Origin of the sequence: Microbulbifer halophilus, assembly GCF_026183675.1 — a bacterium.
Classification (GTDB): domain Bacteria; phylum Pseudomonadota; class Gammaproteobacteria; order Pseudomonadales; family Cellvibrionaceae; genus Microbulbifer; species Microbulbifer halophilus.
This window is the reverse complement of the sequence record NZ_JAPIVK010000021.1, coordinates 49,691-75,621: the sequence shown is the minus strand read 5'-3', so window position 1 is coordinate 75,621 and position 25,931 is coordinate 49,691. Positions and strand designations below refer to the sequence as shown.

Annotated in this window: 20 protein-coding genes; 8 read left to right on the top strand and 12 right to left on the bottom strand. The window is 62.0% G+C overall.

The genetic code is table 11. The features are described 5' to 3' along the window. The first annotated feature begins 159 nt into the window (after positions 1 to 159). On the top strand, positions 160 to 1,560 hold the full coding sequence (asnS, locus tag OQE62_RS12280; RefSeq protein ID WP_265722337.1) for an asparagine--tRNA ligase: 1,401 nt from the start codon (positions 160 to 162) through the stop codon (positions 1,558 to 1,560). 350 nt (positions 1,561 to 1,910) lie between these two features. After that, positions 1,911 to 4,373 carry an Ig-like domain-containing protein gene (locus OQE62_RS12275; protein ID WP_265722336.1) on the top strand — a complete coding sequence of 821 codons (2,463 nt, stop codon included), beginning with the start codon at positions 1,911 to 1,913 and terminating at the stop codon, positions 4,371 to 4,373. Between the two features lie 244 nt (positions 4,374 to 4,617). Here OQE62_RS12275 and OQE62_RS12270 read toward each other — a convergent pair whose 3' ends face one another. From OQE62_RS12270 to OQE62_RS12235, 8 genes are all read right to left on the bottom strand, one after another. Further along, complete coding sequence (locus tag OQE62_RS12270; protein ID WP_265722335.1) at positions 4,618 to 5,346, bottom strand: LytR/AlgR family response regulator transcription factor; 729 nt, start codon at positions 5,344 to 5,346, stop codon at positions 4,618 to 4,620. Positions 5,347 to 5,348: 2 nt separating this feature from the next. Further along, positions 5,349 to 6,410, bottom strand: a complete 1,062-nt coding sequence (locus tag OQE62_RS12265) for a sensor histidine kinase (protein WP_265722334.1) — start codon at positions 6,408 to 6,410, stop codon at positions 5,349 to 5,351. A gap of 59 nt (positions 6,411 to 6,469) precedes the next feature. Next, the gene (locus OQE62_RS12260; RefSeq protein ID WP_265722333.1) at positions 6,470 to 7,318 is read right to left on the bottom strand and encodes a hypothetical protein; all 849 of its coding nucleotides are present in this window, start codon (positions 7,316 to 7,318) and stop codon (positions 6,470 to 6,472) included. A 139-nt stretch (positions 7,319 to 7,457) separates the two neighbouring features. After that, on the bottom strand, positions 7,458 to 8,474 hold the full coding sequence (locus OQE62_RS12255) for an ArsA family ATPase (protein ID WP_265722332.1): 1,017 nt from the start codon (positions 8,472 to 8,474) through the stop codon (positions 7,458 to 7,460). Continuing rightward, a complete protein-coding gene (locus OQE62_RS12250; protein WP_265722331.1) occupies positions 8,474 to 8,758 on the bottom strand; it encodes a cory-CC-star protein in 285 nt (94 codons plus the stop codon). The genes OQE62_RS12255 and OQE62_RS12250 overlap by 1 nt, the downstream gene beginning before the upstream one ends. After that, positions 8,755 to 10,431 carry a carbon starvation CstA family protein gene (locus OQE62_RS12245; RefSeq protein WP_265722330.1) on the bottom strand — a complete coding sequence of 559 codons (1,677 nt, stop codon included), beginning with the start codon at positions 10,429 to 10,431 and terminating at the stop codon, positions 8,755 to 8,757. The genes OQE62_RS12250 and OQE62_RS12245 overlap by 4 nt, the downstream gene beginning before the upstream one ends. A gap of 71 nt (positions 10,432 to 10,502) precedes the next feature. Further along, positions 10,503 to 11,096, bottom strand: a complete 594-nt coding sequence (locus OQE62_RS12240; protein WP_265722329.1) for a rod shape-determining protein — start codon at positions 11,094 to 11,096, stop codon at positions 10,503 to 10,505. 133 nt (positions 11,097 to 11,229) lie between these two features. After that, entirely contained in the window at positions 11,230 to 12,453 is a 1,224-nt protein-coding gene (locus OQE62_RS12235) for a CaiB/BaiF CoA transferase family protein (RefSeq protein ID WP_265722328.1), read from the bottom strand. 141 nt (positions 12,454 to 12,594) lie between these two features. Between OQE62_RS12235 and OQE62_RS12230 the strand changes: the two genes are divergently transcribed. Then, positions 12,595 to 12,933: a DUF962 domain-containing protein gene (locus OQE62_RS12230; RefSeq protein ID WP_265722327.1), complete on the top strand. Its 339-nt coding sequence runs from the start codon at positions 12,595 to 12,597 to the stop codon at positions 12,931 to 12,933. A 44-nt stretch (positions 12,934 to 12,977) separates the two neighbouring features. Here the strand turns inward: OQE62_RS12230 and OQE62_RS12225 are convergent, their stop codons facing one another. Further along, positions 12,978 to 14,402: a TyrR/PhhR family helix-turn-helix DNA-binding protein gene (locus tag OQE62_RS12225; protein WP_265722326.1), complete on the bottom strand. Its 1,425-nt coding sequence runs from the start codon at positions 14,400 to 14,402 to the stop codon at positions 12,978 to 12,980. A gap of 194 nt (positions 14,403 to 14,596) precedes the next feature. Between OQE62_RS12225 and phhA the strand changes: the two genes are divergently transcribed. The 5 genes from phhA to OQE62_RS12200 all read left to right on the top strand — a co-directional run bounded on the left by phhA (position 14,597) and on the right by OQE62_RS12200 (position 19,929). Next, on the top strand, positions 14,597 to 15,433 hold the full coding sequence (gene phhA, locus OQE62_RS12220; RefSeq protein WP_265722325.1) for a phenylalanine 4-monooxygenase: 837 nt from the start codon (positions 14,597 to 14,599) through the stop codon (positions 15,431 to 15,433). Between the two features lie 316 nt (positions 15,434 to 15,749). Further along, positions 15,750 to 16,220 (top strand): Lrp/AsnC family transcriptional regulator, encoded by a 471-nt coding sequence (locus OQE62_RS12215; RefSeq protein ID WP_265722324.1) that lies wholly within the window; start codon positions 15,750 to 15,752, stop codon positions 16,218 to 16,220. A 187-nt stretch (positions 16,221 to 16,407) separates the two neighbouring features. After that, complete coding sequence (locus OQE62_RS12210; RefSeq protein WP_265722323.1) at positions 16,408 to 18,036, top strand: aminotransferase class V-fold PLP-dependent enzyme; 1,629 nt, start codon at positions 16,408 to 16,410, stop codon at positions 18,034 to 18,036. Positions 18,037 to 18,233: 197 nt separating this feature from the next. Further along, positions 18,234 to 19,403 (top strand): cation:proton antiporter, encoded by a 1,170-nt coding sequence (locus tag OQE62_RS12205; RefSeq protein ID WP_265722322.1) that lies wholly within the window; start codon positions 18,234 to 18,236, stop codon positions 19,401 to 19,403. Between the two features lies 1 nt (position 19,404). Further along, positions 19,405 to 19,929 (top strand): M23 family metallopeptidase, encoded by a 525-nt coding sequence (locus tag OQE62_RS12200; protein WP_265722321.1) that lies wholly within the window; start codon positions 19,405 to 19,407, stop codon positions 19,927 to 19,929. Between the two features lie 200 nt (positions 19,930 to 20,129). On the opposite strand, the gene OQE62_RS12195 is transcribed toward OQE62_RS12200, so the two are convergent. The 3 genes from OQE62_RS12195 to OQE62_RS12185 are packed head-to-tail and all read right to left on the bottom strand — an operon-like array spanning position 20,130 to position 25,911. After that, complete coding sequence (locus OQE62_RS12195) at positions 20,130 to 23,273, bottom strand: efflux RND transporter permease subunit (RefSeq protein WP_265722320.1); 3,144 nt, start codon at positions 23,271 to 23,273, stop codon at positions 20,130 to 20,132. Beyond that, a complete protein-coding gene (locus OQE62_RS12190; protein ID WP_265722319.1) occupies positions 23,270 to 24,502 on the bottom strand; it encodes an efflux RND transporter periplasmic adaptor subunit in 1,233 nt (410 codons plus the stop codon). The genes OQE62_RS12195 and OQE62_RS12190 overlap by 4 nt, the downstream gene beginning before the upstream one ends. Next, positions 24,499 to 25,911, bottom strand: coding sequence for an efflux transporter outer membrane subunit (locus OQE62_RS12185; protein WP_265722318.1), 1,413 nt, complete (start codon positions 25,909 to 25,911; stop codon positions 24,499 to 24,501). The genes OQE62_RS12190 and OQE62_RS12185 overlap by 4 nt, the downstream gene beginning before the upstream one ends. Between the last annotated feature and the right edge of the window lie 20 nt (positions 25,912 to 25,931).

The following is a 25,931-nucleotide window of genomic DNA, read 5'->3' as shown; positions in this document are numbered from 1 at the left end:
TGAAAAGGTCGTCCCCGTCAATCGCCTACAACCTGGCGCCTGCCCCCGGGGGCTGGATTTTCGCCTTCCAAAACGCCAATATGCGCGGCGTAACGCAACACCACGGGGTAGGGGCCGAAACCTGCGCCCGCCCCGGACAGAGAGAGCAAGAGCACATCCATGCAAGTTGAATCTGTAGATAGCCTGCTGAAATCCCCCGGCCGCGAGGGCAGCGAAGCCCGCATCCAGGGCTGGATCCGCACCCGCCGTGACTCCAAGGCCGGCCTGTCCTTCCTCGCCGTTCACGACGGCAGCGGCTTCGACCCTATCCAGGTGGTAGTCGAGGCCAACATCCACAACTACGAGTCCGAGGTACTGCGCCTCACCACCGGCTGCGCCGTGGATATTACCGGCACCCTCAAGCCCTCCCAGGGCAAGGGCCAGGCCATCGAACTGCTGGCCACCGAAGTACAGGTGGTGGGCTGGGTCGAGGACCCGGACACCTACCCCATGTCGCCCAAGCGCCACACCATGGAGCACCTGCGCGAACACGCCCACCTGCGCCCGCGCACCAATGTCGGCGGCGCCGTGACGCGGGTGCGCAACTGTATCGCCCAGGCGCTCCACCGCTTCTTCCACGAGAACGGTTTCAACTGGATCCACACGCCGATCCTCACCGCCTCCGACTGCGAGGGCGCCGGCGAACTCTTCCGCGTCAGCACCCTGGACCAGGCCAACCTGCCGCTCACCGACAAGGGCGAGGTGGACTACTCCCAGGACTTCTTCGGCGAGGAGAGCTTCCTGACCGTATCCGGCCAGCTCAACGTGGAGAGCTACTGCCTGGCGCTGTCGAAGGTCTACACCTTCGGCCCCACCTTCCGCGCGGAAAACTCCAACACCACCCGCCACCTGGCGGAATTCTGGATGGTGGAACCGGAAATCGCCTTCGCCGACCTGGCGGACACCGCCGACCTGTCCGAGAAAATGCTGAAGTACGTCTGCAAGGCAGTACTGGAAGAGCGCGCCGACGACATGACCTTCTTTGCCCAGCGAATCGACAAGGAAGCCATCTCGCGGCTGGAGAACATCATCGAACACGACTTCGCCCGCATCAATTACAGTGAGGCGATCGAAATCCTGGAAAACTGCAAGGAGAAATTCGAGTTTCCGGTCTCCTGGGGCATCGACATGGCCTCCGAACACGAGCGCTACCTGGCCGAGCAGCATTTCAAGAAACCGGTAATCGTCATGAACTACCCGAAGGACATCAAGGCCTTCTACATGCGCATGAACGACGACGGCAAGACCGTGTCCGCCATGGACGTACTGGCCCCGGGCATCGGCGAGATCATCGGCGGCTCCCAGCGCGAAGAACGCCTGGAAAAACTCGACGAGCGCATGGACGAAATGGAGATTCCCAAAGAGCACCTGGACTGGTACCGCGACCTGCGCCGCTACGGCACCGTGCCCCACGCCGGCTTCGGCCTAGGCTTCGATCGCATCGTGTCCTATGTGACCGGCATGGGGAATATTCGCGATGTGATTCCGTTTCCGCGCACGCCGAAAAACATTGCCTTCTGATCAAAAAACCCCGCACTGCGGGGCTTTTTTATTGTTCCCACCTGCCCTGCAACAATTTCGTCATTTCGGCACAGGCCGGAATCCAGTTCTGTAGCAGTCGGATTCCGCTGCGGCCCACCAGGCCGCTCGGCGTCGGGGATTTTCTGTAGATTCAATAGCCTCTCTGTCCTCACACCACCTCCGCTATTACACGCTATTACATATAACCTACCTCTGACTTCTACCTTGAACCCGATCACACTCCCCTCTTTGTCTGGTTAAAAAACGCCTGCTATGATGCCGCGGCTTATTTAGTGGCGGCGTAGGGAGTTCGCGCCCCTTAGATGGATTTACAGAGTAAGGATCAAATCATGTTTCCACGATTCCTCGCCCCCGTACTTCTCACGTCGTCTCTACTTGCCGCCTGTGGTGGCGGGGGAGGTAGTAGTAGTGACGGCGGCACTAGTAGCAACAGTAGCAGCGGTGGTACAGCCAACCAGCCCCCCTCATTCACATCCGGCAGTTCCGCTACCACTGCGGAAAACAGTACCGACATCGGTTACACAGCTACGGCCACTGATGACGATGGCAATTCCCTGGCTTTCTCCGTATCAGGCGATGACGGAGCCCTCTTTGAGATTGAAAACAGTACGGGTGTACTCTCTTTTGTCTCGGCCCCGGATTTTGAAAAGCCGGCCGATGCAAACGGGGATAATGACTATGAGATTGAGATAGAAGTCTCCGACGGAGAAGGCGGCACTGATCGACAGGCCGTCACCGTTTCGGTTACCGATCTGACGCAGCTCACAGCCAAAGTTTCCTACCCGACACCCAATGCCAATCTTGGCGGATCTGTCGATAAGACCAGCGTCACCGGCATTCTGATCGATAAAGAGGACAACCAAGTACTGGCCAGCGATATCAGCACCCTGACCGTCAACGACAACTTCGTCACCTTTGATCAGGAAGAACCCCATCGATGGCGCGCCGAAGTTCCTGTCGACTCGCTTCTCAATTCTGAAAAACTCAAGATCGTTTGGGAGGATGCCTCGGGCAACACCGGGCAGATTTCGCAAAAACTCTATAATCAGGCGATTCTTGCAGAGCCTTACGGCGTCGCGCTGGACAGCGAGAGCAACCGGGCCTTCGTCACCGATCATGAGTTGACAGCACTGATAGCGATCGACATGGAGTCCGGCCAGCGCACCCTTGTCTCTGATAGCAACAACGGTACTGGCCCGGCCTTGAGCAATCCGGTCAACCTCGTGCTGGACACCGACAATGAGCGCGCACTGGTTATCGACTCGAGCTTGAACGCACTGATCGCGGTCGATCTCAATACCGGCAACCGCGCCGTCCTCTCCGACGACGATACCGGTTCTGGCGAGGAATTCTATTCCCCCCAGGACCTTGCACTCGACAGTGCCGGCAATCGCGCACTGGTTATGGATACCGGATCGGATGCACTGGTCGCGGTCGATCTCACCAGCGGCGATCGCACCATCCTGTCCAACAGCGATACCGGCACTGGCACAACTTTTAGAAACCCCAGCGCCGTCGTACTAGACACCACCAATAGCCGCGCGCTGGTTGTCGATAATAGACTCGACGCGCTGGTGGCGGTCGATCTCGATAGCGGCAACCGCACCACTCCCCTCTCAGAAGGTAACACCGATACCAGCTTTGGTCGTTCCCGGGATCTGGCTCTGGATAGCGCCAATAACCGGGTATTGGTCATCGACTATAGGAGCGATCGACTAATCTCAGTCGACCTTGGTTCCGGCGACCGCACCGTTCTCTCCGACAACAACAGCATGGGTACCGGCGCAACCCTTGATAATCCATACACCATTGCATTGGACAATCTCAACAATCGCGCGCTTGTGACCAATGAAGGAAGGGGGCAGCTTCTATCCATCGATCTGGATACAGGCAATCGTGCCGCGCTCTCGGGGAATAGCGCAGGCAGCGGTACGACCTTTGAATTTCCGTTCGGAGTTGTTGTGGACAACAGCAATAACCGTGCACTGGTCACCAACGACGCATCCAACGCACTGGTAGCCGTCGATCTCAATAGCGGCGACCGCAACCCCCTACCAGCCACAGACGCAGACACAGCTGATGAATGGTTCAGCGAGATTGTAGTGGACAAGAAGAATGACCGCGCATTGACCTTCGACTTTGAGTCGAGCGCATTCGTGGCAATAGACCTCACAACCGGCAGTCGCACCGTTATCTCCGACGATAGCACCGGCACCGGTCCTGTTTTCAATGAGCCTTATTTCCTTACACTGGATAGCGATAACAATCGTGTGCTGGTAATCGATACCGAGCTGAAGGCGCTGGCTGAAGTGGACCTTGACACCGGCAACCGCGCTATCCTGTCCGACAGCAGTACCAGCTCTGGCAATGAGTTTTCATCTCCCACCAGCCTAGTCGTGGACAGCGCCAACAACCGGGCACTAGTTATCGATCTCGGTTCAGGGGCACTGCTGGCAGTAGATCTCGGTACTGGCAATCGCACCATCCTCTCGGACGACAGCACCAGTACCGGTCCCACGTTGGATAGGCCCATCGACGTTGCGTTGGATGGGGTCAATAACCGGGTACTGATCTCTGATGGAAATCTGGCCGCACTGCTGTCCATCGATCTGGTAAGTGGTAATCGCTCCATCCTCTCCGGCACAGACACCGGCAACGGTCCTGACTTCGGTGCCCCGTTTAGCCTCGCGCTGGACCGTATCAATAACCGGGTAATGGTCACCGACACGGACTTGAATGCACTCTTCGTCGTTGAACTGCAAACGGGAGAGCGAGCGATCAGCTCTCGATAGTCGCTATGGATGTGCAGCTGCCCTAGCTTCGCATCCCCAAAATCACCTTATGATATTAAGCCTTGCCCTGCGGGGCTTTTTACCACTCCCTGTAGGAGCCGCCCATGGCAGCTGATTGGTCATTGCCGATTGCATACATCGATCGCAGGCACGGGTCGCTCCTACGGGATCTACCCGATAACTGCTGCAGAGCTGAAATAGAGTATCTATAATGCAGCATTATGCTGCCCCGCCTTCAATCACCCTATCTATCCAGCCAGCGCCGGAAACTCGCCGTGCGGTTTCTGCTGGTTATCAGCGGCTCCTCCAGTACATCGGTGATCACCGCCAGGCTCTCCTTTCCGTAGGGTTCTATGCGCTTGATTACGGCAATGTGGACAAGATCGCTGCGATTCAGGCGAAAAAACTGTTCCGGATCCAACTGGGGTTCTATAAGCGAAAGGGATGATTCCACCAGGATATGGTGTTCACCATTCCGGTCACAGGCGACCACCACACCACCGGAAGCGCGGAAACAGCGGATGTCCGTCACCGGCAGCACTTCCTGGGCCTGGGATTTGCGCAACATAAAACGCTGCCGAAAACCGCCACTGGCCAGTGGTGCGAAAGGCGCGGCCAGTTTTTCCTTTAGCTGTTCCAGGTTGGTCATTGCCTGGCAGAAGCGTTTGTAGGAAAACGGCTTGAGCAGGTATTCGACACCCTGACTCTGGAAGGCTTCGGGCCAGTATTGGCTGTAGGAAGTAGTAAAGATCACCGGGCACGGCAGGTCCAGGGCTTCCAGGGCACTGAAGATCCTGCCATCACTGAGTTCGATATCGGCAAAAATCAGGTCCAGCCGTGTAGTCCCGGACAGGAAATCCACCACCTGTTGCACATGCGTCAGGTGCGCCATCACCCGGGCTTCCGGCCGCCAGCGCCGCAGGTAGTCGACCAACTTTTCCGCTGCCAGTGGTTCATCCTCTACAATCAGCACCCTCACGCCGTTACCTCCCGCATTTCTTCGTCCCCAAGAAGAGGTAGCCGAACTGCAAAGTGTCCTCCGCTCTCGTCTATTTCGATTTCGCGACCGAGAAGTGCCCGACAACGCTGTTTCAGGTTGTCGAGGCCAATGGCCATGGATGAACCCGCAAACTTCTTTGGCCGCACCGCGTTACTGACCTCCAACTGATCTTCGGTTACCGAGAGTAGGATGGTCAGCGGATCATCGCAGTTAGCCTCATTGTGCTTGACCACATTCTCCAGCAACATCTGTATGCCGAATGGTACCGACAGCGCCCGACCGCAGCCCGGCTCACGATTCAACTGCAGTCGGTAGGCACCACGGTAACGTCGCTCCAACAGGTACATATAGTTCTGTGCCAACTGCAGTTCGCTTTCCAGAGGCACCAACTTTTTATTCCGGACCACCAGATTGTAGCGGTAGATATCCGCAAAGGCATTGAGAAACTCCTCCGCCTCGTCGGGATTCCGCTGGATCAGAGCGGACAACACATTCAGGTTGTTGAACAGGAAATGTGGATCTATCTGCTGTTGCAACGAGCGGATATGTCCATCGGAGCGCAGCTGCTGCGCCCTCATCTCGGCGCGCAGCAGCTCCATCTTCTGCTCCTGTTGCCGGCGGATGGCACAGTACGCCAGGGTAAGCCCACCCACTACGCAGTACACAATCAGATTGAGCAGCAGCGTATGCAGGATATGACGGACATCCATAACCCGCTGCATCCCAAGGATTTCCCACAACATGCGCTCCAGCAACAGAAACCCCGCCGAGTTCACCACGACATAGACCAGGGCGCCCAGGACGAAGATGCCGGCGTAGAGCCGCAATACATTCCCCTCTGGTAGAGATTTCCGGCTCATCTGCCGGTGCATAGCCAGGGTGACCCACTGGGCGATGAAACACTGCAGCGACAACCACCAGGGCGCATCCGGGGCATAGCTGAACAGTTTTTCTCCCTGTGATTGCAGTAATGCCAGATAGACAACCATCAGGTGGGAAAAGAGCACGATCAGTAGCGCGTTCAGTATTCGCTTCATAGCCAGTATTTCTTCTTGGTATATCCAGGGCGACAAAGACCATGGTTTCGGCAGCAGCCCTACCCCGGCAGCTGCAAAACGGTCTCCCCAGTTTCATCCAGAATCCGGATGGCAGGCTCCCCGTCCTCCGGAGTCTCGATCAGGATGCGCGGGCGCCCCTGTCCATCTTTCAATTCCAGGCGAGCCTCACCATCGGGGGCAGACCCGAGAAAGGCCCGTGTTGTTCCAAAGAGCTCGCGGGTTCTGCTTGCCCGGCGATCCTCGGGAATCGATTCGATTGCCGCCCTCATCTGCTCCCTGGAAGCTCCGGGCTCCAGCCCCAGCTGGTCAAAGGTCTCCAACAGGGAGTGCGACGGGCGATCGCTTATGGTAAGCCCCGACCGGGACCCCGAGGAATCCTGATAGTGTGCCAGAACAACTGTCTGGTCCTGCCCATAGCCGTCAAAGGATAAATGTCGACCGGCCTGGTAGCCATCGGGAGTTTCCCGCGTCCCGAAGAGCATTCCCCCGACTTCATCTCCCTTGCCATCGAAAAAGATGATCGAGGGAGTTCCTTTTCGCTCTTCTGCTTGCCCCTCCATGATCAGCTGACCGTCTATTGTGGCCGCAGCAGGCCTCTGCGAGTTGGCCAGAATCATCGCCGGCGAACCATCTGGCTCGACAACCTCAAGGCGCTCGACCGTCACCACCGGGGGCAGAGACGATTCGCGGGCGGGCGACCAGATCACCATAATGAGCAGCGCCAGAAGCAGACCGGAAATTGCCGCCCACACAAGTATCAGCTGTTGACGCACTCTTTTATATTGAATGGCGGAGATCAGGTCCCCATTTCCGTCAACACCGGCCACCCGATCCGTATCCGGAGATTGGCCAGTGTCAGTCGAATGATTGAACTTTTGCTGTTGCATATCCACCCCTCTAATTTCTCTGAACCTACAGGTTATCGGCTGTGAATGTATGAACTTCTGCAACAACAGGGGAGCCGGAACCCATGGGCGGTGGATAATAGAGAATGAATGGGGGAAAATACCAAATAGAGATGAGTCACTAACGGAGCATTTGCAGAGACACAGCAAAGTCCATCAAATCCGGTATCCCGAGAATATCGCCGGCTTGCAGCGGTATCCTGATTCCGGGGAGATTGCCCAGTCGACTTTCTATCTCCCCCAACAACTTCTGCTCCCGCTGCCGGCGGGCGCGCAGGAAATCCCCCTCGCCTACCCCTTCCGGCAACACCCGATTGACGATAGCTCCAGCTACGGGAATTCCCGCCTCGGCCAGGCTTTCCACTGCCCGCTCGGTTTCGAGAATCGGCAACCGCTCGGGGGTAAGGACGAAAAGGAATGCGCTCTGCGCCGCATCCTGCAGGCTGCGCCGGGTGCGGCGAAAGCGACTCTGGCGCTCCAGCAGAGGTTCGACCAGGGAACGGCTGCGCTCGTCGAGGCCGGCCAGTTCGGCCCGGGGGCTGTCGGTGGCGGGATTGTCGATATCGCGCCCGGGGGTCAGGTGGCCCAGGACCTTGCCGAGCTGCTCACTGCGCCGGTTCTGCCGCAACAGGCCCTCGGTCCAGGCGGACATGACTTCCGGCAGGCTGAGCAGGCGCAGTGTGTGGCCGGTGGGCGCAGTGTCGAAGATCACCAGGTCGTAGCGCTCGCGCTCATCGATGATCCTGCTGATCCGCTCCAGCAGCGCCGCCTCCTGGACGCCGGGGGACTGGCGGCTGAGTTTAAGCTGGCGCTCCAGCTCCGGGCGCTGTTCCGGTGCCGCGAAGCGAGCCATCTGTCCGCGCACCCGTTCTAGGTAGGCATCGACCTCGCCGTCCGGATCGACTTCCAGGCCGGTCAGATTTTCCACCAGTGCGGTTTCCCGGTCGCCGATTGCGAGATCGAAGGCGTCGGCGAGGCTGTGGGCCGGGTCGGTGGAAACCAGCAATACACGCCGGCCCATGCCGGCGGCGCGCAGGGCCAGGGCCGAGGCGACCGTGGTCTTGCCGACACCGCCCTTGCCGCCCACCATCACCAGGCGCCGCGAGCGCAGCAGTTGATCCGGATCCAGCGTTTTCATCAGCAGCAGCGAAACTGGTCCAGTGGCGATCTCTCCATACCCATACGCCGGTGCCAGTCGTGAAAGCGGTCGAGCAGCAGCGGCTGAAGCTCCAGGGTGTACCAGCTGGCGGGATTGGGAATACCGAGGGTTTCGCCGAACACCAGCAGCATAAACAGGTCCTCCTCGTCGCGCCGCGCCCGCGCGATGGCCGCGCGGTAGGGAGCATTGTAATACTCGGCACCGAGCACTCCCGCGCGGCGACAGAGTTGTCTGATGTACTGGAGCTTACCGGCGAGTTTCACGTTTCGGCTTCCTCCCCGACATTGCGACTACGCCGGAGTACGGCGACACATTCCAGGGTGACCAGCACCGCTGCCACCAGCACCACCAGGTCCAGGCCGAACAGGAACCAGTCCGCTTTTTCGAAGAATTCCTTGAGCTGCAACAGCAGCGCGGCCAGGGTCATCACCAGCAGGAAGATCAGCGGCGCCAGGGTAAAGATCGTCGGGCGGCCCAGGCGCACCAGCATTACCGTGACCACCAGCAGGGTCAGGCCGGCCAGCAGCTGGTTGGTGGTACCGAACAGAGGCCAGATCAGCAGGCCGCCCGAACCGTCCGCACCGCCGGCGCCAAAGGCCAGCAGCACACAGCAGCCCACCGCCAGCAGGGTGGCCGGCAGGGGCCGGTGCATCCAGTTGATTTTGTAGATCTCGCCCCACTCCTGGAAGATATAGCGCTGCAGGCGCAGGCCGGTATCCATGGTGGTGCCGGCAAACAGCGCCGCCATGACCGTCAGCATGGTGCCGGCGACTTCGGCATCCAGGCCGGTACCGGCACTCAGGATCGCCGCGCCGCCGTCCACAAACGCCTGCACGCCGCCCTCGCCGAAGCTGCTGTAGACCACCTGCCAGTCCGCCAGCGAGGCGAAACCCGCCGTCGCGGCGATGATTGCGCCCAGCGCCAGTGCGCCCTCGCCCACCGCGCCGAAGTAACCGACAAAACGCGCGTCCGTCTCTTTATTCAGTTGCTTGGAAGTGGTCCCGGAAGCCACCAGGCCGTGGAAACCGGAAATGGCGCCGCAGGCGATGGTGACAAACAGCAGCGGCAACAGCGGCGGTGTGCCCGCGGGTACATCGTCGTTGATCATCGGTGCCACCACGGTCGGGTTGGCCACGACCACTGCGCCGTAGAGCAGGATCAGGCCCACAAACAACTGCAGGCCGTTGATGTAATCCCGCGGTTGCAGCAGTACCCAGACCGGCAGCAATGAGGCAACGGCGGCATAGGTGAACAGGATCAGGATCCAGGCCGCATTGGAGGAGAGCCCCATGACGGTTTCCGGCAGTGCGACCGGTACCGACGGGCCGATAAAAATCAGCCCGTAGAGCGCCACCACGCCGAGCACCGATACCAGCCCCAGGCCGATGCGGAAGCGGTAGATCAACTGGCCGATTACCAGCGCCACCGCAATGGCGCCCCAGATCGGCACCACCGCACCGGGGTTATTGATCAGCAGCCGCGCGATCACCACGCCGAATACGGCATTGACCATCAACAGCACCAGGAAGATCACGATCATGAAGACACTGCGGGCGCGCTTGCCGACCACATCGCCGGTGAGCGATCCCACCGAGCGCGCGCGGTTGCGCACGCTGGCCCAGATGGCGCCGCTGTCGTGTACCCCGGCAAAAAACACCGTGCCCAGCACCACCCACAGAAAGGCCGGCAACCAGCCCCAGATCACCGCGATTGCCGGCCCCACGATCGGCGCTGCGCCGGCGACGGAGGTGAAGTGATGGCCCCAGAGCACAAAGCGATTGGTGGGGACGAAATCGATCCCGTCCTCGAACTGGTGCGCCGGCGTGCGAAATGCCGGGTCCAACTGGTAGACCCGCTCGGCGATAAAACGCGAGTATATGAAATAGCCCGCGGCCATGCCGCCGAGCCCCAGCACCAGAAGCAGTACTGCACTCATGAGGGAAATTCCTTTTACCGTTGGGTGAAAGTCAAAGAATTGCGCGCGGAGGCCCGGCTGTCAAACCGCTTTCACGGCTGACCGAAAATGGCCATGGCTGCAATCAACAGAATCCAGATCGCCAGCAACACCCACTGCGCGATGCCACCGCCCTTTTCCGCGGTTGCGGTACCATCGGCTTCACTCTGATCCCGCACCTTCTGCAGGTCGAAGGTGTGCCGGGTGAGTTCCTCGCCTTCGTAAACCAGGCTCTCGCGCGCGCCGGCGCCCAGCCCCAACTCGCGAAAGGCCCGTATTTCGATGTCCGTCAGCCCGCCCAGGGTCTTCTCCATCGGGTGCAGTACCACCAGCGGCGACGGCGCCAGCAACGTGTTGCCCAGCAGTTCCCGAAAGGTATGCTGCAGCAGTTTTTCAGCGGCGGCAAAATCCCGCAACAGCGAGCGCGGATGGGAGAAAGGGTTGACCACGCGGGTATCCCCACCGGGTACCGACGACGCCCGGTTACCCACGGCAACGACCGTTTCCCGCCTTCCCTTCTTCTCGATTGCCAAGAGTGGCGACTCGTCAAAAATCCGGCCGCTGTCGATATCCGTGGCCCGAATGCGCTTTTCCCAGATCTGCACATAGAGCCGGGCACCCAGTTTGTTGAAGGTTTTCCGAATCACGCGGCCAGCCTCTTTTCTTCCGGTTTGGTAACTACGACCGGGGAGGGGCACCGATCGGCTCCCCCTTCTCCCCAACCCTCTCCCTCAAGGGGGAGAGGGGACTGTCTGTGTGGGTAGCTATCCGGTTTGATCGTTACAGGGCCCCGGCCTCTTTCAATTGCCGGATTTCCTCGTCGCTCTTGCCCAGCAGTTCGCGCAGCACCGCTTCGGTATGTTCCCCGAGCACCGGCGGCCCCTGCTCGTACTCCAGCGGAGACTCCGAAAACAGCGCCGGGTTGCGCACCGTTTTGACGCTGCCGGCCCGGGGGTGCGGCTGCTCTACCACCATGCCCCGCGCCTGCACCTGGGGATCGGCGAATACCTGGTCCAGGTTATTGATGGGGCCGCAGGGCACATGGGCATCGCTCAGTTTTTCCAGCCACCAGGCGGAATCCCGCTTGGCAGTAGCGGCTTCGATCAGCGGCACCAGTTGCTCGCGGGCCAGCACCCGGGCGGAGTTGGTGGCGTAGGCCGGCTGTTCCGCCAGCTCGTCGAGGTCGGCGATATGGCAGAAGCGCTTGAACTGCGCGTCGTTGCCGATCGCCAGCATGAAATAACCGTCGCTCGACGGCACCGCCTGGTAGGGCACGATATTCGGGTGACCGGTGCCCTGGCGCTCCGGGTTCTTGCCGGAGGTCAGGAAGTTCTGCGCCTGGTTGGCGAGCCAGGCCACCTGGGTATCCAGCAGCGCCAGGTCGATATGCTGCCCCCTGCCGCTCTCGTTGCGGTGAATCACCGCGGCCAGCACCGCGGAGACGGCGTACATACCGGTCATCAGGTCGGCGGCGGCGACGCCCACTTTCTGCGGGCCGGCACCCGGCTGGCCCTCCGGCACGCCGGTAATACTCATGAGGCCGCCCATACCCTGGATCATGGCATCGTAGCCGGCGCGTTTCGCGTAGGGACCGGTCTGGCCGAAGCCGGTGATGGAACAGTAGATGATGCCCGGATTGATCGCCCTGATGGATGCGTAATCCAGGCCGTATTTCTCCAAGCCGCCCACCTTGTAGTTTTCCAGCAGCACATCGCAGCGGGCCGCCAGCTCCCGCACCAGTTGCTGGCCGGTTTCCGTGGTGATATCGACAGTGATGGATTTCTTGCCGCGGTTGGCGGAGAGATAATAGGCGGCGTCGTCTGTGTCCGCGCCCTGCGTGTCCTGCAGATAGGGAGGCCCCCAGTGGCGGGTATCGTCGCCCCGCTCCGGGCGTTCCACTTTAATCACTTCAGCACCAAAGTCGGCGAAAACCTGGCTGGCCCAGGGGCCTGCCAGAATGCGGCTCAGATCGAGCACTTTCAGGTGGGATAACGGACCTGCCATAACTTCCTCTTCTTTTGCCCCTCTCTCGGAGAGAAAAAACCCGGGCAGCCTACCAGATTCGTGACCGGGGCGCCGCACTTGGAGAACGGGTATATTGATCGTAGACTGATCAATGTCGTGATAATAACAAGAGGCCTGAGTATGCCAGCCACACCCACAGAACAAACCTCGAGTGCCCACAGGAAATTCCGGACCTTCCGTGAGTTTTATCCTTTCTACCTGGACGAGCACCGCAACCCCACTTGCCGCCGCCTCCACTTTGCCGGCACCTCGCTGGTGATCGGGCTGGTCGCCACGGCGCTGATCAGCGGCCACTATCTCTGGTTCGCCGCAGTGCCCTTTGCCGGCTACGGTTTCGCCTGGGTGGGCCATTTCTTTTTCGAGCACAACCGCCCCGCCACCTTCAAGAACCCCTTTTACAGCTTGTGGGGGGACTTCGTGATGTTCAAGGATATGCTGCTGGGGCGGGTGACGTGGTGAGCCGGCCCCGGGGATCGGGGCGCACTCCGGCCCGCGCCTATTCGCTACTTGGGGTTTCGGCGGTATAAACCGTACTTGCGCAGTTTATTGGCCACGGCGGTGTGCGAGATATCCAGTCTTCTGGCCAGTTCACGGGTCGAGCGGTGCTCGGTCAGCAACTCCCGCAATAGCGCCTCCTCCACCTTGTCCATGATTTCCCGATAGCTCAGATCGCGGCTCCAGTCCCGCCAGGGCAGAACCGGCCGGGCGTCCACCTGTGGCAGGTCCCGCGATTCAATGGTCGAGCCGGCACGCCTGCGACAGTGCCCCGCCGCCGCCTGCAGGTGATCGCCGAAACCGTGAAAATTATCCGGCCAGTCGCCCCGCCCCAGCCGTTTTCCCGCCGCGTCGTCCAGCCCCAGCGTTTCGTCATCGCGCTGGCGTTCGCGCAGTAGCGCCCGGGCAAATCGGGGTACCGCGGGGCGCATGGTGCGCAGCGGGGGCAGCGTTATCGCCAGCTCTGAGAAAATCTGCATCAACGCGGGGTTCAGTGCCCGCCCCTGTTCACAGGTGCCGACCGGGCGCAGGCCCGCCGGCAGGTCCCGCAGTCTCCGCGCGAGTTGTCGCTGCCCTTCCCCGGACAAGCGGTGGAGGTCGTCCAGGATCAGGGTACCGCGGTCCGGCCAGGCCTGTGGCAGCGCCCCTTCGCCCATCTGCAGACAGAGACAGTCGCCGGTGGCCGCCAGCGGCGAGAGGTAGTGTGCCGCGGTGGCAAAGGTGCTCTTGCCGGTACCGCGCTCGCCGCGGATCAGCAGTGGCGACCGCAGCGCCGCCATTTCCTGCAGCTGCAGGCAGCTCTCGCGCCGCCGGTCGAAATCCCACAGGGCTACCGGTTTGGGCAGTTCGATCGCCGCCTCTCCCGGCGCCTGGGGCTGCATCGTCAGCACGGCGCCGGCCAGGGATTCCACCTCGCCCGGCATATCCGCCAGCGCGATCGGCGACCACTCCAGGCGGTAGGCGCGGCCGCGCACCGTGACCGGCATGCCGTAGCGGGGCACGGCGAAATCCCGCAGCAGCTCGGCCACCTGCAATAGCGGCAGAAAGCGCTGCAGTTGCAGCCCGGGCACCCGGTCGAGGTTGACGCCGAAGGCGCGCGCAGCCGCCAGGTTGGCGGCGACCACCCGCCCCTCGCGGTCCACCGACAGCACCGGTTCCGCCACATGGCGCAGCAGTGTATCCAGCTCGAAGTGGCGCCGCTCCGAGGGAATCAGCGCTATCCGCCGCACCCGCTGCACGCCGGGTACCCGCAACAGGGGCTGCTCGATGGCCCGGTACTGGGTGGCCAGCATGCCGGGAGCGGACAGGTAGACCTTGTCGCCGCTGTCGCCGCCGAGCTCGCCGGAGGTCACATTGATGCGGTAATCACCGAATATTTCGGTTATTTCGTGCAGGATACCCACGCGATTGGCACAAGTGATCTCGACTCTCACAACCCACCTGTAAACTATTGTTTACAGAAAGTGTAACGCCGCCGCACCGGCGACGCCAGAAGAGCCGCCACTGCCCTGCCCTTTGTTTCCCTCCGCGACTAAAAATAGAGACCACACAGATAACAAAAAACAGAGGACGCGGACCGACCCGCCCGCAACGGGAACACCGGGTCGGTAGCGCCGGGAGCAGATTGATGAAAAGTGACAGCCAGACCACCCCCCAAAAGCCGAAAGTCGCTGCGGCCAAAGGGAAAAAGTACGTCGCCCGCGAGCCGGACGAAAACGGCTTCATTCACTATTCCACTATCGAACACGACACCTGGCGGCGACTGATCGAGCGCCAACTGGAAGTGGTGCCGGGCCGCGCCTGCGACGAGTACCTGCAGGGCCTGGAACTGCTGGACCTGCCGCGCGAGCGGATACCGCAGCTCGAGGAAGTCAGCGCTGTGCTGCGCCGCGAGACCGGTTGGGAAGTGGCGCGGGTACCGGCGCTGATCGGCTTCGAAACCTTCTTCGGCCTGCTGGCCGAGCGCAAATTCCCGGTGGCCACCTTTATCCGCACGCCGGAGGAATTCGACTACCTGCAGGAGCCGGATATCTTCCACGAGATCTTCGGCCACTGCGCCATGCTCACCAATACCGCCTTTGCCAACTTTACGCAGAAATACGGTCAACTGGGTCTGAACGCATCGCCGAAAGAGCGCGCCTACCTGGCCCGCCTCTACTGGTTCACCGTGGAGTTCGGCCTGCTGCAGACGCGGGACGGGCTGCGCATCTACGGCGGCGGCATCCTGTCCTCACCCAAGGAGACCCTCTACGCGCTGGGCAACGAGCCGGCCCGCTACGATTTCGACGTCCTGGATGCGCTGCGCACCCCCTACCGCATCGATATCGTGCAACCGATCTACCATGTGCTGGAGGATCTGCAGCAACTGCAGGAACTGACCGAGATCGACCTGATGGCGCAGGTGCACAAAGCCATGGAACTGGGGCTGTTCGAACCGCGCTTTCCGCCCAAGGATGCGGCGTGACTTCGAGACCCGCAGTAGCGTAGGTGGCGGGGCGCGTTCCGCGAGCCCCGTCCCCTTGCAGGACTTCGCAGTCCCACCTACCCGACCGCTAATCACCTCCCCTGCCGCCTCATGGGAAAATTCCACTACCGGTACAGGCAATCGGAGCCTATCGTTACAGCAGTGAGATCAGTGTGAGCCCATGGATTCCGCGGCCCACAGGGGCCGGACGACTCCGCTGGACTCCAACAGACAGGGGTATATTGTTGCCAGTGATGGCCGGGAAATCGTCGCTCAGGGATATTCGGCCCCGCGGTTTTGGGAGCTTTGTAGAACCATGTCCTCACTCGATGCGATTGATCGACAACTTCTTGCCATACTGCAGTCAGATGTTAGCCTCTCCATCGAAGAGCTGGCCGAGCGTGTGGGGCTGACCAAAACTCCCTGCTGGCGCCGGGTACAGAAGCTGGAGAAAAGCGGCATCATTCGCCGCAAGGTGGCATTGCTGAACGCGGAAACCCTCGGCCTGCCGGTATCGGTTTTCGCACAGGTGAAAACGGACCAGCACACACCGGAATGGGCCGAAGCCTTCGCCCAGCGTATGGCCGAGCAGCCGGAAGTGGTCGACTGTTACCGGATGGCCGGAGACTACGACTACCTGCTGCGGGTCGTGGTCAGCGATATTTCCGCCTACGACCGCTTCTACAAAGCACTGATCCGCCACGTGGGTATCAGCGATATCGTCTCCAATTTTGCCATGGAGCAAATCAAGAGCACCACGGAGTTGCCGATCCCATCTGGCGAATAGGACCAAACTTTCAGGAGCGGCTCGCGGGCGCAGTCGAGGGGAAGGATTGCGGCCGTGGGCCGCTTTCGCGTCCGGCCATTACAATAGCTCAGGTTCTGAAGCTGGAGGTTCCTGCCGATGCACCGGCTCCCGATGCCGAACCCGGAACTTGAGATAATAACGAGATACTGAAATTGTTGAGGTAACCATGTCCCGCAATGAAAGCCTGCTCGCCCGCATCCGCGACAATGTCATCGGCGAGCGCCTGCCGCTGGCCACGCCCTTCGGCACCCGGCCGCTGATTTACGCCGACTACACCGCCTCCGGCCGCGGCCTGTCGTTTATAGAAAACCAGATTCGCGACCGGGTACTGCCCTGGTATGCCAACACCCATACCGAGACCTCCGCCACCGGCCGCCAGACCACCGCCTTCCGCGAACAGGCCCGCGCGGCGGTGCGCCGCTCCGTCAATGCGGGAAACGAACATGCGGTGATTTTCTGCGGCGCCGGCGCCACCGCATCGGTCAATCGTATCCTGGACTGCCTGGGCCTGCGGCGGGATCACTACGAGCGGTTTGGTGCGCACGCCGGCCAGATCCCCCAAGCCAGGCGGCCGGTCGTTTTTATCGGCCCCTACGAACACCACTCCAACGATCTGCCCTGGCGCGAGTCTATCGCCGACGTGGTCACCATTCCCCAGGACAGCCGCGGCGGCATCGACCTGCAGGCACTGGAGGAAGCACTGGAACTCTACGGCGACCGCCCCCTGAAAATCGGCAGCTTCTCCGCCGCCTCCAATGTCACCGGCATTCGCACCGACGTGGATGCCGTCACGCAACTGCTGCACAGCCGCGGCGCCCTGTCGTTCTGGGACTACGCCGCGGCCGCCCCCTACATCGCGATAGACGCCGAAGGCGATGGCGAGGCGACACGCAAAGATGCACTGTTTATCTCCCCGCACAAATTTGTCGGCGGCCCCGGCACGCCGGGCATACTGGTGGTAAAGAAGTCCCTGCTGCCGGCGGAGCAGCCGGCCGTGCCCGGCGGCGGTACCGTATCCTGGGTAGGGCCGGAGGAACACACCTACCTGCCCGCCGGCGAGCGCCGCGAGGAGGCCGGCACCCCGGCGATCGTGGAATCCGTGCGTGCGGGGCTGGTATTCGCGCTGAAAGATAAAGTGGGCGCAGAGGAAATCGAGGTGCGCGAGGCCCGCTGGCTGGAGCGCGCTTTCTCGCGCTGGCGCGACAACGCCAATATCGAGATTCTCGGTGGCACCGAACTGCCGCGGGTCAGTATCGTCTCCATCCATATTCTCAGGAACGGCCTGCCGCTGCACCACGGTTTTGTGGTGGCACTGCTGAACGACCTGTTCGGTATCCAGGTCCGCGGCGGCTGCTCCTGCGCCGGCCCCTACGGCCACTCGCTGCTGCACCTGACACCGGAACAGAGCCGCGCCCTGGAGCAGGTGGTCAGCGAGGGGGAGAGCCTGCTGAAGCCCGGCTGGGTACGCCTGAACTTCAACTACTTCCTCGACGAGGAGACCGTCGACTACCTGATCGAATCCATCGGGATCATCGCCGAGCTGGGTCACAGGCTGCTGCCTTACTATCAGTACGACGCCAACACCGGCGTCTGGCGCTACCAGGGCGAAAACGGCGAGCCGGTTCTCGAACTGTCACTGGACGAAGAGCACACCGCGGCGCCGGGAAAAGTGGAAACCGGGCTCGCCGAATACCTGCAGCAGGCCCGGCAGATCCTGCAGAACCCCAGCGGCAAAATCTGCGAGCAGCCGATCCTGTCACCGGAGGCGGAGAATCTGCGCTGGTTCAACCTGTAACTCCCCTCTCCCCCGACCCCTCTCCCGGTGGGAGAGGGGAGCTCAGTCGGCGGCATTAAAGTTCGAATCTACCCACCGGGCTCCGTTAAGACTCGCACCAGTCCCCTCTCCCAGCGGGAGAGGGGAACCAATCGGTGGTTTTCGCCCCCCTGCCATCCATGGATAATGGCCACTGACCCGGCAAGCAAGGATGTCCCGTGGCGGAAATCAATCTCTTCCAGTCTTTCTTCCTGATCTTCAGTGGCGCCGCCATCGTCGCCTCGCTGGCGTTGTTCGGGAGACAGCCGCTGCTGGTGGCTTATATTGCGCTGGGTGTGTTGCTGGGTCCGTCCGCATTCGGTGTGATCGACAATGTGCAGTTGCTGGCGGAGATGTCGAACATCGGCATCATTTTTCTGCTGTTCCTGCTCGGCCTGGAGATGCAGCCCAGGGCACTGATCGCGGTACTGCGCAAGGCCATCTTCGTCGGCATCGTCAGCTGCGCAATCTTTCTCGGCCTCGGCTTCGGCATCGGCCAGCTGTTCGGCTACACCGATGTCGAGTCGTGGGTGATCGGCATGGCGCTGATGTTCTCCAGCACCATTATCGGTATCAAACTGCTGCCTACCACGGTGCTGCACCACAAACACCTGGGGGAGATGATGGTGGGTCTGCTGCTGTTCCAGGACTTTGTCGCCATCACCTGCCTGATGATCCTGCTCTCCGGCAGTACCGGCCAGGTGGATGTCGCCCAACTGGGCCTGTCCTTCGCCGCTTTGCCGCTGGTAGCGCTATTCGCCTGGGTGGTGGTCAAATACCTGCTGCTGCCGCTGTTCACCCGCTTCGACCGCTTTCACGAGTACGTCTTCCTGCTGGCACTGGGCTGGTGCATGGGGCTTGCAGAACTCGCGGAGATCGTCGGCCTGTCTCATGAGATCGGCGCCTTTATCGCCGGTATCGCCCTGGCCACGAGCCCCATTTCGCAATATATCGCGCTCAGCCTGAAACCCCTGCGCGACTTCTTCCTGGTGCTGTTCTTTTTCAGTCTGGGCGCCCAGTTCAAACTGGCCATGCTGCCGGAAGTCGCCCTGCCCGCTTTGATTACCGCCGCCGCGGTGCTGGCAATCAAACCGGCCGTATTCCGCTACCTGCTCGGCAACCAGAGCGAAGACAAGGTACTGGCCTGGGATATCGGTTTTCGCCTGGGGCAGATCAGTGAATTCTCGCTGCTGATTGCCTTCCTGGCCTTTAACCAGCAGTTGATCGGCAGCGGCGCGTCCCACCTCATTCAGGCGACGGCGATTCTGACGTTCCTGGTTTCTTCGTATATCGTGGTATTGAATTTCCCCAACCCGATTGCGATCAAGGATCATTTGCGGAGGGACTGACGTGGGCCGGAGAAGAAAGATACTGGTCAAGGCGGCGGTTTGTCTCTCGGTGATCGTGGCACTTGGTTTTTTACCTGCTGAAAGAAAGGTAATCCCGGTGATGGGAGCTTCATTCGAAGACTGGAACAACGAGTCCTTCTGGTATGAACCATGGGGATCATCCGGGGTTCACAAGGGGATCGATATTTTTGGAGAGTCTGCGACAGATGTGGTCAGCACTGTCGATGGAACGGTTCTGTTTTCTGGAAGTATCGTCAAAGGTGGCAATGTCGTGTTGGTACTGGGACCGAAGTGGCGCTTACATTATTTCGCCCACATGGACACCACACTTGCATCCCCATTAGAGCTGCTCTCTTCCGGAGAAAAAATCGGAACTCTGGGATCAACGGGTAACGCAAAAGGCAAACCACCCCATCTTCATTACTCCATCGTCAGGCTTATTCCTGCACCCTGGGAAATAGACAACTCGACTCAGGGCTACAAAAAGGCATTCTTTATCAATCCGAACCTGTATCTACGAGAATAATGAGTGGAATAGAGGGACGATCAATTAACCAGCAGTAGGATGGGCAAAGCGCAGCGTGCCCATCGATCCCCTGTGATGGGCACGTCGCTGCGCTCCTTTGCTCATCCTACGCACTATAAAAAGCTGCGGGGTTTCTCCGGGCGCCCTCTCCCCCGGCCCCTCTCCCAAAGGGAGAGGGGAGCGAACCGTGCCCACTTATATTAGGGGGTATCAGCTGCCACCCGGTCCTTTCGCCGCAACAACCCAAACAATAGCGGAATATCCCTGGCAAACATCAGGTACAGACACGGTACCAGCAACAGCGAAATAGCCGTCGCCGCCAGAATCCCATAGCCCAGCGAAATCGCCATCGGGATCATGAAGCGCGCCTGTACCGAGGTTTCGAAGATCATCGGCATCAGGCCGCAGAAGGTGGTCACCGTGGTGAGGATGATGGGCCGGAAGCGGCGGGCGGCGGCCTGCGTGATGGCGTCGGTGATACCGGTGCCGTTATAACGCAGGCGGTTGCCGTATTCGATCATCACCAGAGTATCGTTGATCACTACCCCCGCCAACGCCACCATACCCAGCAGGCTGACCATGCTGAGGCCGTAGCCCATCACCAGGTGACCCAGCACCGCGCCGATCACGCCAAACGGAATCGCCACCATCACCGTCAGCGGCTGGATATAGCTTTTCAGCGGAATTGCCAGCAGCAGGTAGAGGGCGGCCATGGTCAGGGAGAAAGTCAGGCCCAGGGAGGCCAGGCCCTCGCGCTCTTCGCGCTGGCGGCCTTCATAGGAAACACTCAGGCCGGCGTACTCGGCGCGCATCTGTGGCATTACGCTCCGGTTCAGTTCGTTGATCACCAGCGCCGCCCGATCCGAAGGTTCCACGTTGGCAGTGACGGTCATGACCCGGCGCCCCTCGCGGCGGTGGATGGTGGCGTAGGCGCGGCCCTTGTCCACGTCCACCAGATCCGGCAGCGGCAGCCACAGGCCGTTGCCGGCGCGAATCATGATGCTGGAGACATCGTCCAGGCTTACCCGCTCCTCTTCCGGCAGTCGCACCATCACCTTGACCTGGTCGCGACCGCGCTGCTGTCGCACGGCTTCGGCGCCGTAGAGGGACGAGCGCAACTGCCGGCCGATCTCCTCGGCGGATAGCCCGAGGCTCTCGGCAGTTTCGGTCAGGGTCAGGTCGAGTTGCTGTTTACCGAGCGAAATCCCGGCATCGATATCGCTGACGTTGGGGAATTCTTCCAGTTCTTTCGCCAGCCGCTGTGCGGCCTCTTCCAGCACATCGGTATCCGTATGGCGCAACTCCACCGTCAGCGCCTTGCCGGAACCGGGGCCGCCGCGGTCGGCGGCGAAACTGGAACTCAGGGCGCCGGGCACGGCGCCCACTTCGCGGCGCCACTGGCCGACGAACTCGCCGGTGGTAAAATCCCGCTGGTCCGACGGCACCAGATAGACATCCCCCTGTACGCCGTTGGTTTCCACCTCGCCGCGAATACCGAGCAACACGTTTTCCCGGTCGTAGTTATCCAGCACCCGATCGGCCGCCTCCATGATGCGGGTGCGCGCCCGCTCCAGCCGTTCCTCGGCCGTGCCCGGCGGGAAGGTGATTTCCACGCGGCCGGAGTCCCGCTCCACTTTGGGCATCAGGGTGAACCCCATGCGCCCGCTGGCGGCGTAGCCGGCCACCACCACCAGCACGGCGATGGCGGTGGAAATGGTGAGGTAGCGGCGGCGCACACACAAGTCCAGGAAAGGCCTGAAGCGCACTGTGACAAAGCGGTCGAGGCTGCGCGCAATCATTTTCTGTCGCGCGGCGAGACGCCGCGCCCAGCGCTGTCGGTAGCCGCGGCGGGAATAGGCCAGGTGCGCCGGCAGGATAAACAGCGCCTCCACCCAGGAGATCACGAAGACCGACCCCACCACGAAGGGAATGATGCCAAAGATCTTGCCCATGAAACCGGGCAGTTCCATCAGCGGGATAAAGGCGACGATATTGGTGAGGATGGCGAAGGTCAGCGGCACTGCCACCTGGCGCGCGCCGTAGATGGCCGCCTCCAGGTTGGAGTAACCCAGCCGCCGCCACTCGTGGATGTTTTCCCCGGCGATGATGGCGTCGTCCACCACGATCCCCAACGCAATGATGAACGCGAACATGCTCACCATATTGATGGAGATATCCAGCCCGGGCAGGAACAGCAGCGCGCCGAGGAAACTGGTGGGAATACCCAGGGTCACCCAGAAGGCCAGGCGCAGTTCCAGGAAGGCACCGAGGACGATGAACACCAGCGCCAGGCCGATAAACCCGTTTTTCATCAGCAGCGACAGCCGCTCCTTGAAGATCTGCGAGTCGTCGTCGCGGATACTGATATGCACGCCCGGTGGCAGCTTGTGTTCCAGTTCGCCCAGCACCTCGTGTGCGGCCTCGCTGACACTCATGGGCGTCTGTTCGCCCACACGGTAGACGTCGATACCCACCGCCGGTTCGCCGTTGTAGAGCATGCTGGTGGGTTCGTCGACCAGTGCATCGCGCACGCTGGCGATATCCCGCAGGTGTACGGTGCCGCCGCCGGCGCCCCGGGCGACGACGATATCGCCGAACTCCCGCGCCCAATCGCGCCGTTCGGTGACCCGGACCAGAATTTCACCGGTGCTGGATTTGACTCCGCCCGCGGGCACATCCACCGCCGCATTGCGGATCAGCTGCGCCACGTCCGGCAGCGACAGGCCGTAGCGGCGCAGATCGTCGCTGCCAATTTCCACCGCCACCTCGAAATCCCGCACGCCGGAGGCAGACAACTGGGTGATATCCGGGTGGGCCTCCAGCTCATCGTAGATCTGCATGGCCACGTCGCGCAGGGTGCGGTCGCCCAGGTCGCCGTGCACCATCAGGTCCATCACATCCCGCTGGTGGTCTGCCAGGCTGACCTGCGGCCGCTCGATATCCGAAGGAAAGGTACTGATCCGGTCGATGGCCTGCTGCACATCCTGGTGGACCCGGCCGGCATCGGCGTCCTCTTCCAGTTCCAGCGTCAGGGAAGCGCTGCCTTCGGAGGCGGAACCGCGCATCTCCTTGATACCGACAATGCCCTGCACCGCCTGCTCGGCGGCCACCAGTACGCCCCGCTCCACTTCCGCGGGGCTGGCGCCCGGGTAGGAGATGTTCACCGAAATCATATCCAGGCTGAACTCGGGGAAGACCTCCTTCTTCACCGTCATGGAAAAGACCAGGCCACCGACGATCAGCACCAGCATCAGAAGGTTGGCGGTGACATGATTGTGCGCCATCCAGGCGATGGGGCCACCGCGGGTGTCTGCCGCCGGTCGCTGCATGTCTCCGCCGCTCATCGGGCTGCCCCTCCGGCCGGTTCACGGGGCGCCCTGCCGGCATTTTCTCCCCGCGCCCCATCCGCCCGCTTGCCGGCGTCCGCTCGCTGCCGTCCGGCGACGCGCACCGGCATATCGGGGGTCACCGCAGCGAGGCGGGTGGTCACCAGGGTCTCCCCGCCCTCGAGGCCGCTTTTCAGCAGTGCGTAATCGCCGCTCAGGTAATCCACCTCGACCGGGCGGATCTCAATCCTGCCGTCTTTCACCACCCAGACGCGATCGCCATCCTGCACCGCCGCGACCGGAATCCGCACCCGCTCAGCTTCGGTGCGACCGGTGATCTCCACCTGCGCCAGGTCGTTCAGCAGCAGTTGCGGCCGGGTGGGATCCTCCAGGCCCAGCGGGTCCGGCAGTTCCACCAGCACCCGGGCCAGGCGGCCCTGCTCTTCCAGCACCGGGATCAGCCGCACGAATTCCCCCGCGCGGTACTGCCCTTCGGGCCACTGGCTGCCGCGAATGCGCACGTCCGCATCCGGGCCCACCAGCCGTATCAACTGCGATGCCGGCACTTCCACTTCGATCTGGAAACGGTCGGCGCCGGCCAGGGTGTAGAGTACCGTGCCCGGCGCCACGCGATCGCCCGTATCCACACTGCGCTCCACCAGCAGTGCGTTGAACGGCGAGCGGATCTCCGTCAGGCGCAGGTCGCGCTGCGCCAGGCTGACATCGGCCTCGGCGGAATCCACCCGCGCCCGGGCCGCGGCCAGTTGCGGCTCGCGCAGTACCAGCGCGCGGTCCGCGTCCGGCAGCGAGGAGCCGAGCAGCTCATATTCCTCCGCGGCCACGGCGCGCTGGCCCTGCTCCTGCTGCAGTTCCGCGCGCCGCTCGGCCAGGGTGCTGCGCGCCGTCTGCAGCGCCAGTTGGTAGGGTTCCCTGTCGATGCGCAGCAGCAGTTCATTTTTGCCCAGGGTGGAGCCCGGGCCCAGGTCGTAGTCGAGCCAGTCCACGCGCCCTTCCACCTGCGGCTGCAGTTCGACAGTTTCCCGCGCGGTCACCTGGCCCAGCGCCCTGACGGTCACCGGGAAGCGGCCGCGCTCCGCCTCGGCCACTTCCACGGTGGGCGCCGGTGCGGCGGGCGCCCCGCGGGACATGGTGGGCTTTTCCCGCAGCAGCCAGCTCGAGATCAGCAGCGCCAGCAGTATCAGCCCAATGGGCAGTGCGAAATTCCAATTGATGCGTTTCAGGTTCAAGTGGTCCCCTCCCGGTACAACTCCAACTCCACCGGCTCGGTACCCGGCAGGTCTTCCCCCGGCAGTCCGCCGGACAGTGCGCGATAGAGCGCTACGCGGTTTTCCATCAGTTCCCGCCGTGCGGTCAGCAGTTGCCGCGCGAGGCTCTGTTGGTTATTGGTGGCCGTCAGCACATTGAGAAAATCCACGGCGCCGCGGCTGTAGGCGCGCCGCTGGCGCACGACGATCTGGTCGGCAAGCTGCGCGCGCTGGCGCAGGTGGCCGAGGCGATCCCGCACCGCCCCCTCCCGGATCAGCGCCTGTTCCACTTCCGCCAGCGCATCCATCACCGTGCCGCGGTACAGAGCCCAGCGCTCCTGCAGCACGGCCTCCTGCTGGTCCTGGGCGGAGGCCAGTTGGCCGCCGTCGAAGATCACCCCCTCGGCGGCGGCGGTCACGGTCAGCAGCCAGTCATCGACGATATCGCCGATCGACGGGCCGCCGCCGCTGGCAATGGCGGACAGGCTGAGGCTGGGCAGCCGCTCGGCCCAGGCCTGGTCGGCCAGGTAAAAGCCCTGCAGCAGTTCGCGCTGGGCCCCCTGCACGTCCGGTCGCCGCAGCAACAGCTGCGACGGCACGCCGGTATCCGGCAGGGCCGGCAGTGGCGGCAGGCCGGTCTGCGACTGCAGCAGGCCCTCGAGCTCCTCCCTGCTCATACCCAGCAGCGCCGCCAGTTGCACCTTGAGAGTGTCGATACTGGCCTCGGCGTCGCGCAGTTCCTGCTGCGACTGCTCCACCAGTTGCCGCTGCTGCAGCACATCCGCCGCCGTGGTCGCGCCGCCGCCGAAACGCAGCTCCAACACCCGCAGGCTCTTGCGGTTGGTGTCCAGCTGTTCAATCAACAGCGACTGCTGGCCCCACTGCTCGCGCAGCTGCAGCCAGGTGACGGACACCTCCGAGGCGAGGCTCAGGGCCGCCGCCTGCAGGTTCTGCTCCTGAGCCAGGCGCCCGGCCTCGGCGGCGCGGGCACCGGCGCGCACCCGGCCCCAGAGATCCACTTCGTAGCTGGCGGCCAGGCGGCCGCTCCAGCTGTTGCCCTCGTTCTCGCCGCCCTCGAAATCGAAATCGCCCTCGGCGCGTCGCTGCTCGGTGTTCTCCAGCCCGCCGGTCAGCCGCGGCCAGAGGCCGGAGCGGGCGCCGCGCGCGGCCGCCTCGGCCTGCTGCAGGCGCCACAGAGTGGCCTGCAGGCCGGGATTGTCTTTCAGTGCCAGCTGCACCAGTTCATTCATCTGCGGGTCGTCGAAGTTGCGCCACCAGCGGATATCCGCGGCAGTTTCGCCGGAGGCGCGGAAACGGTCGGGCAGGCCCAGCACCTCCTGCGGCAGATCCGGCGGCAGCGTCTGGGTGGCACAGGCGGTCAGCAGAGGCACACAAATAACTGCACAACGGC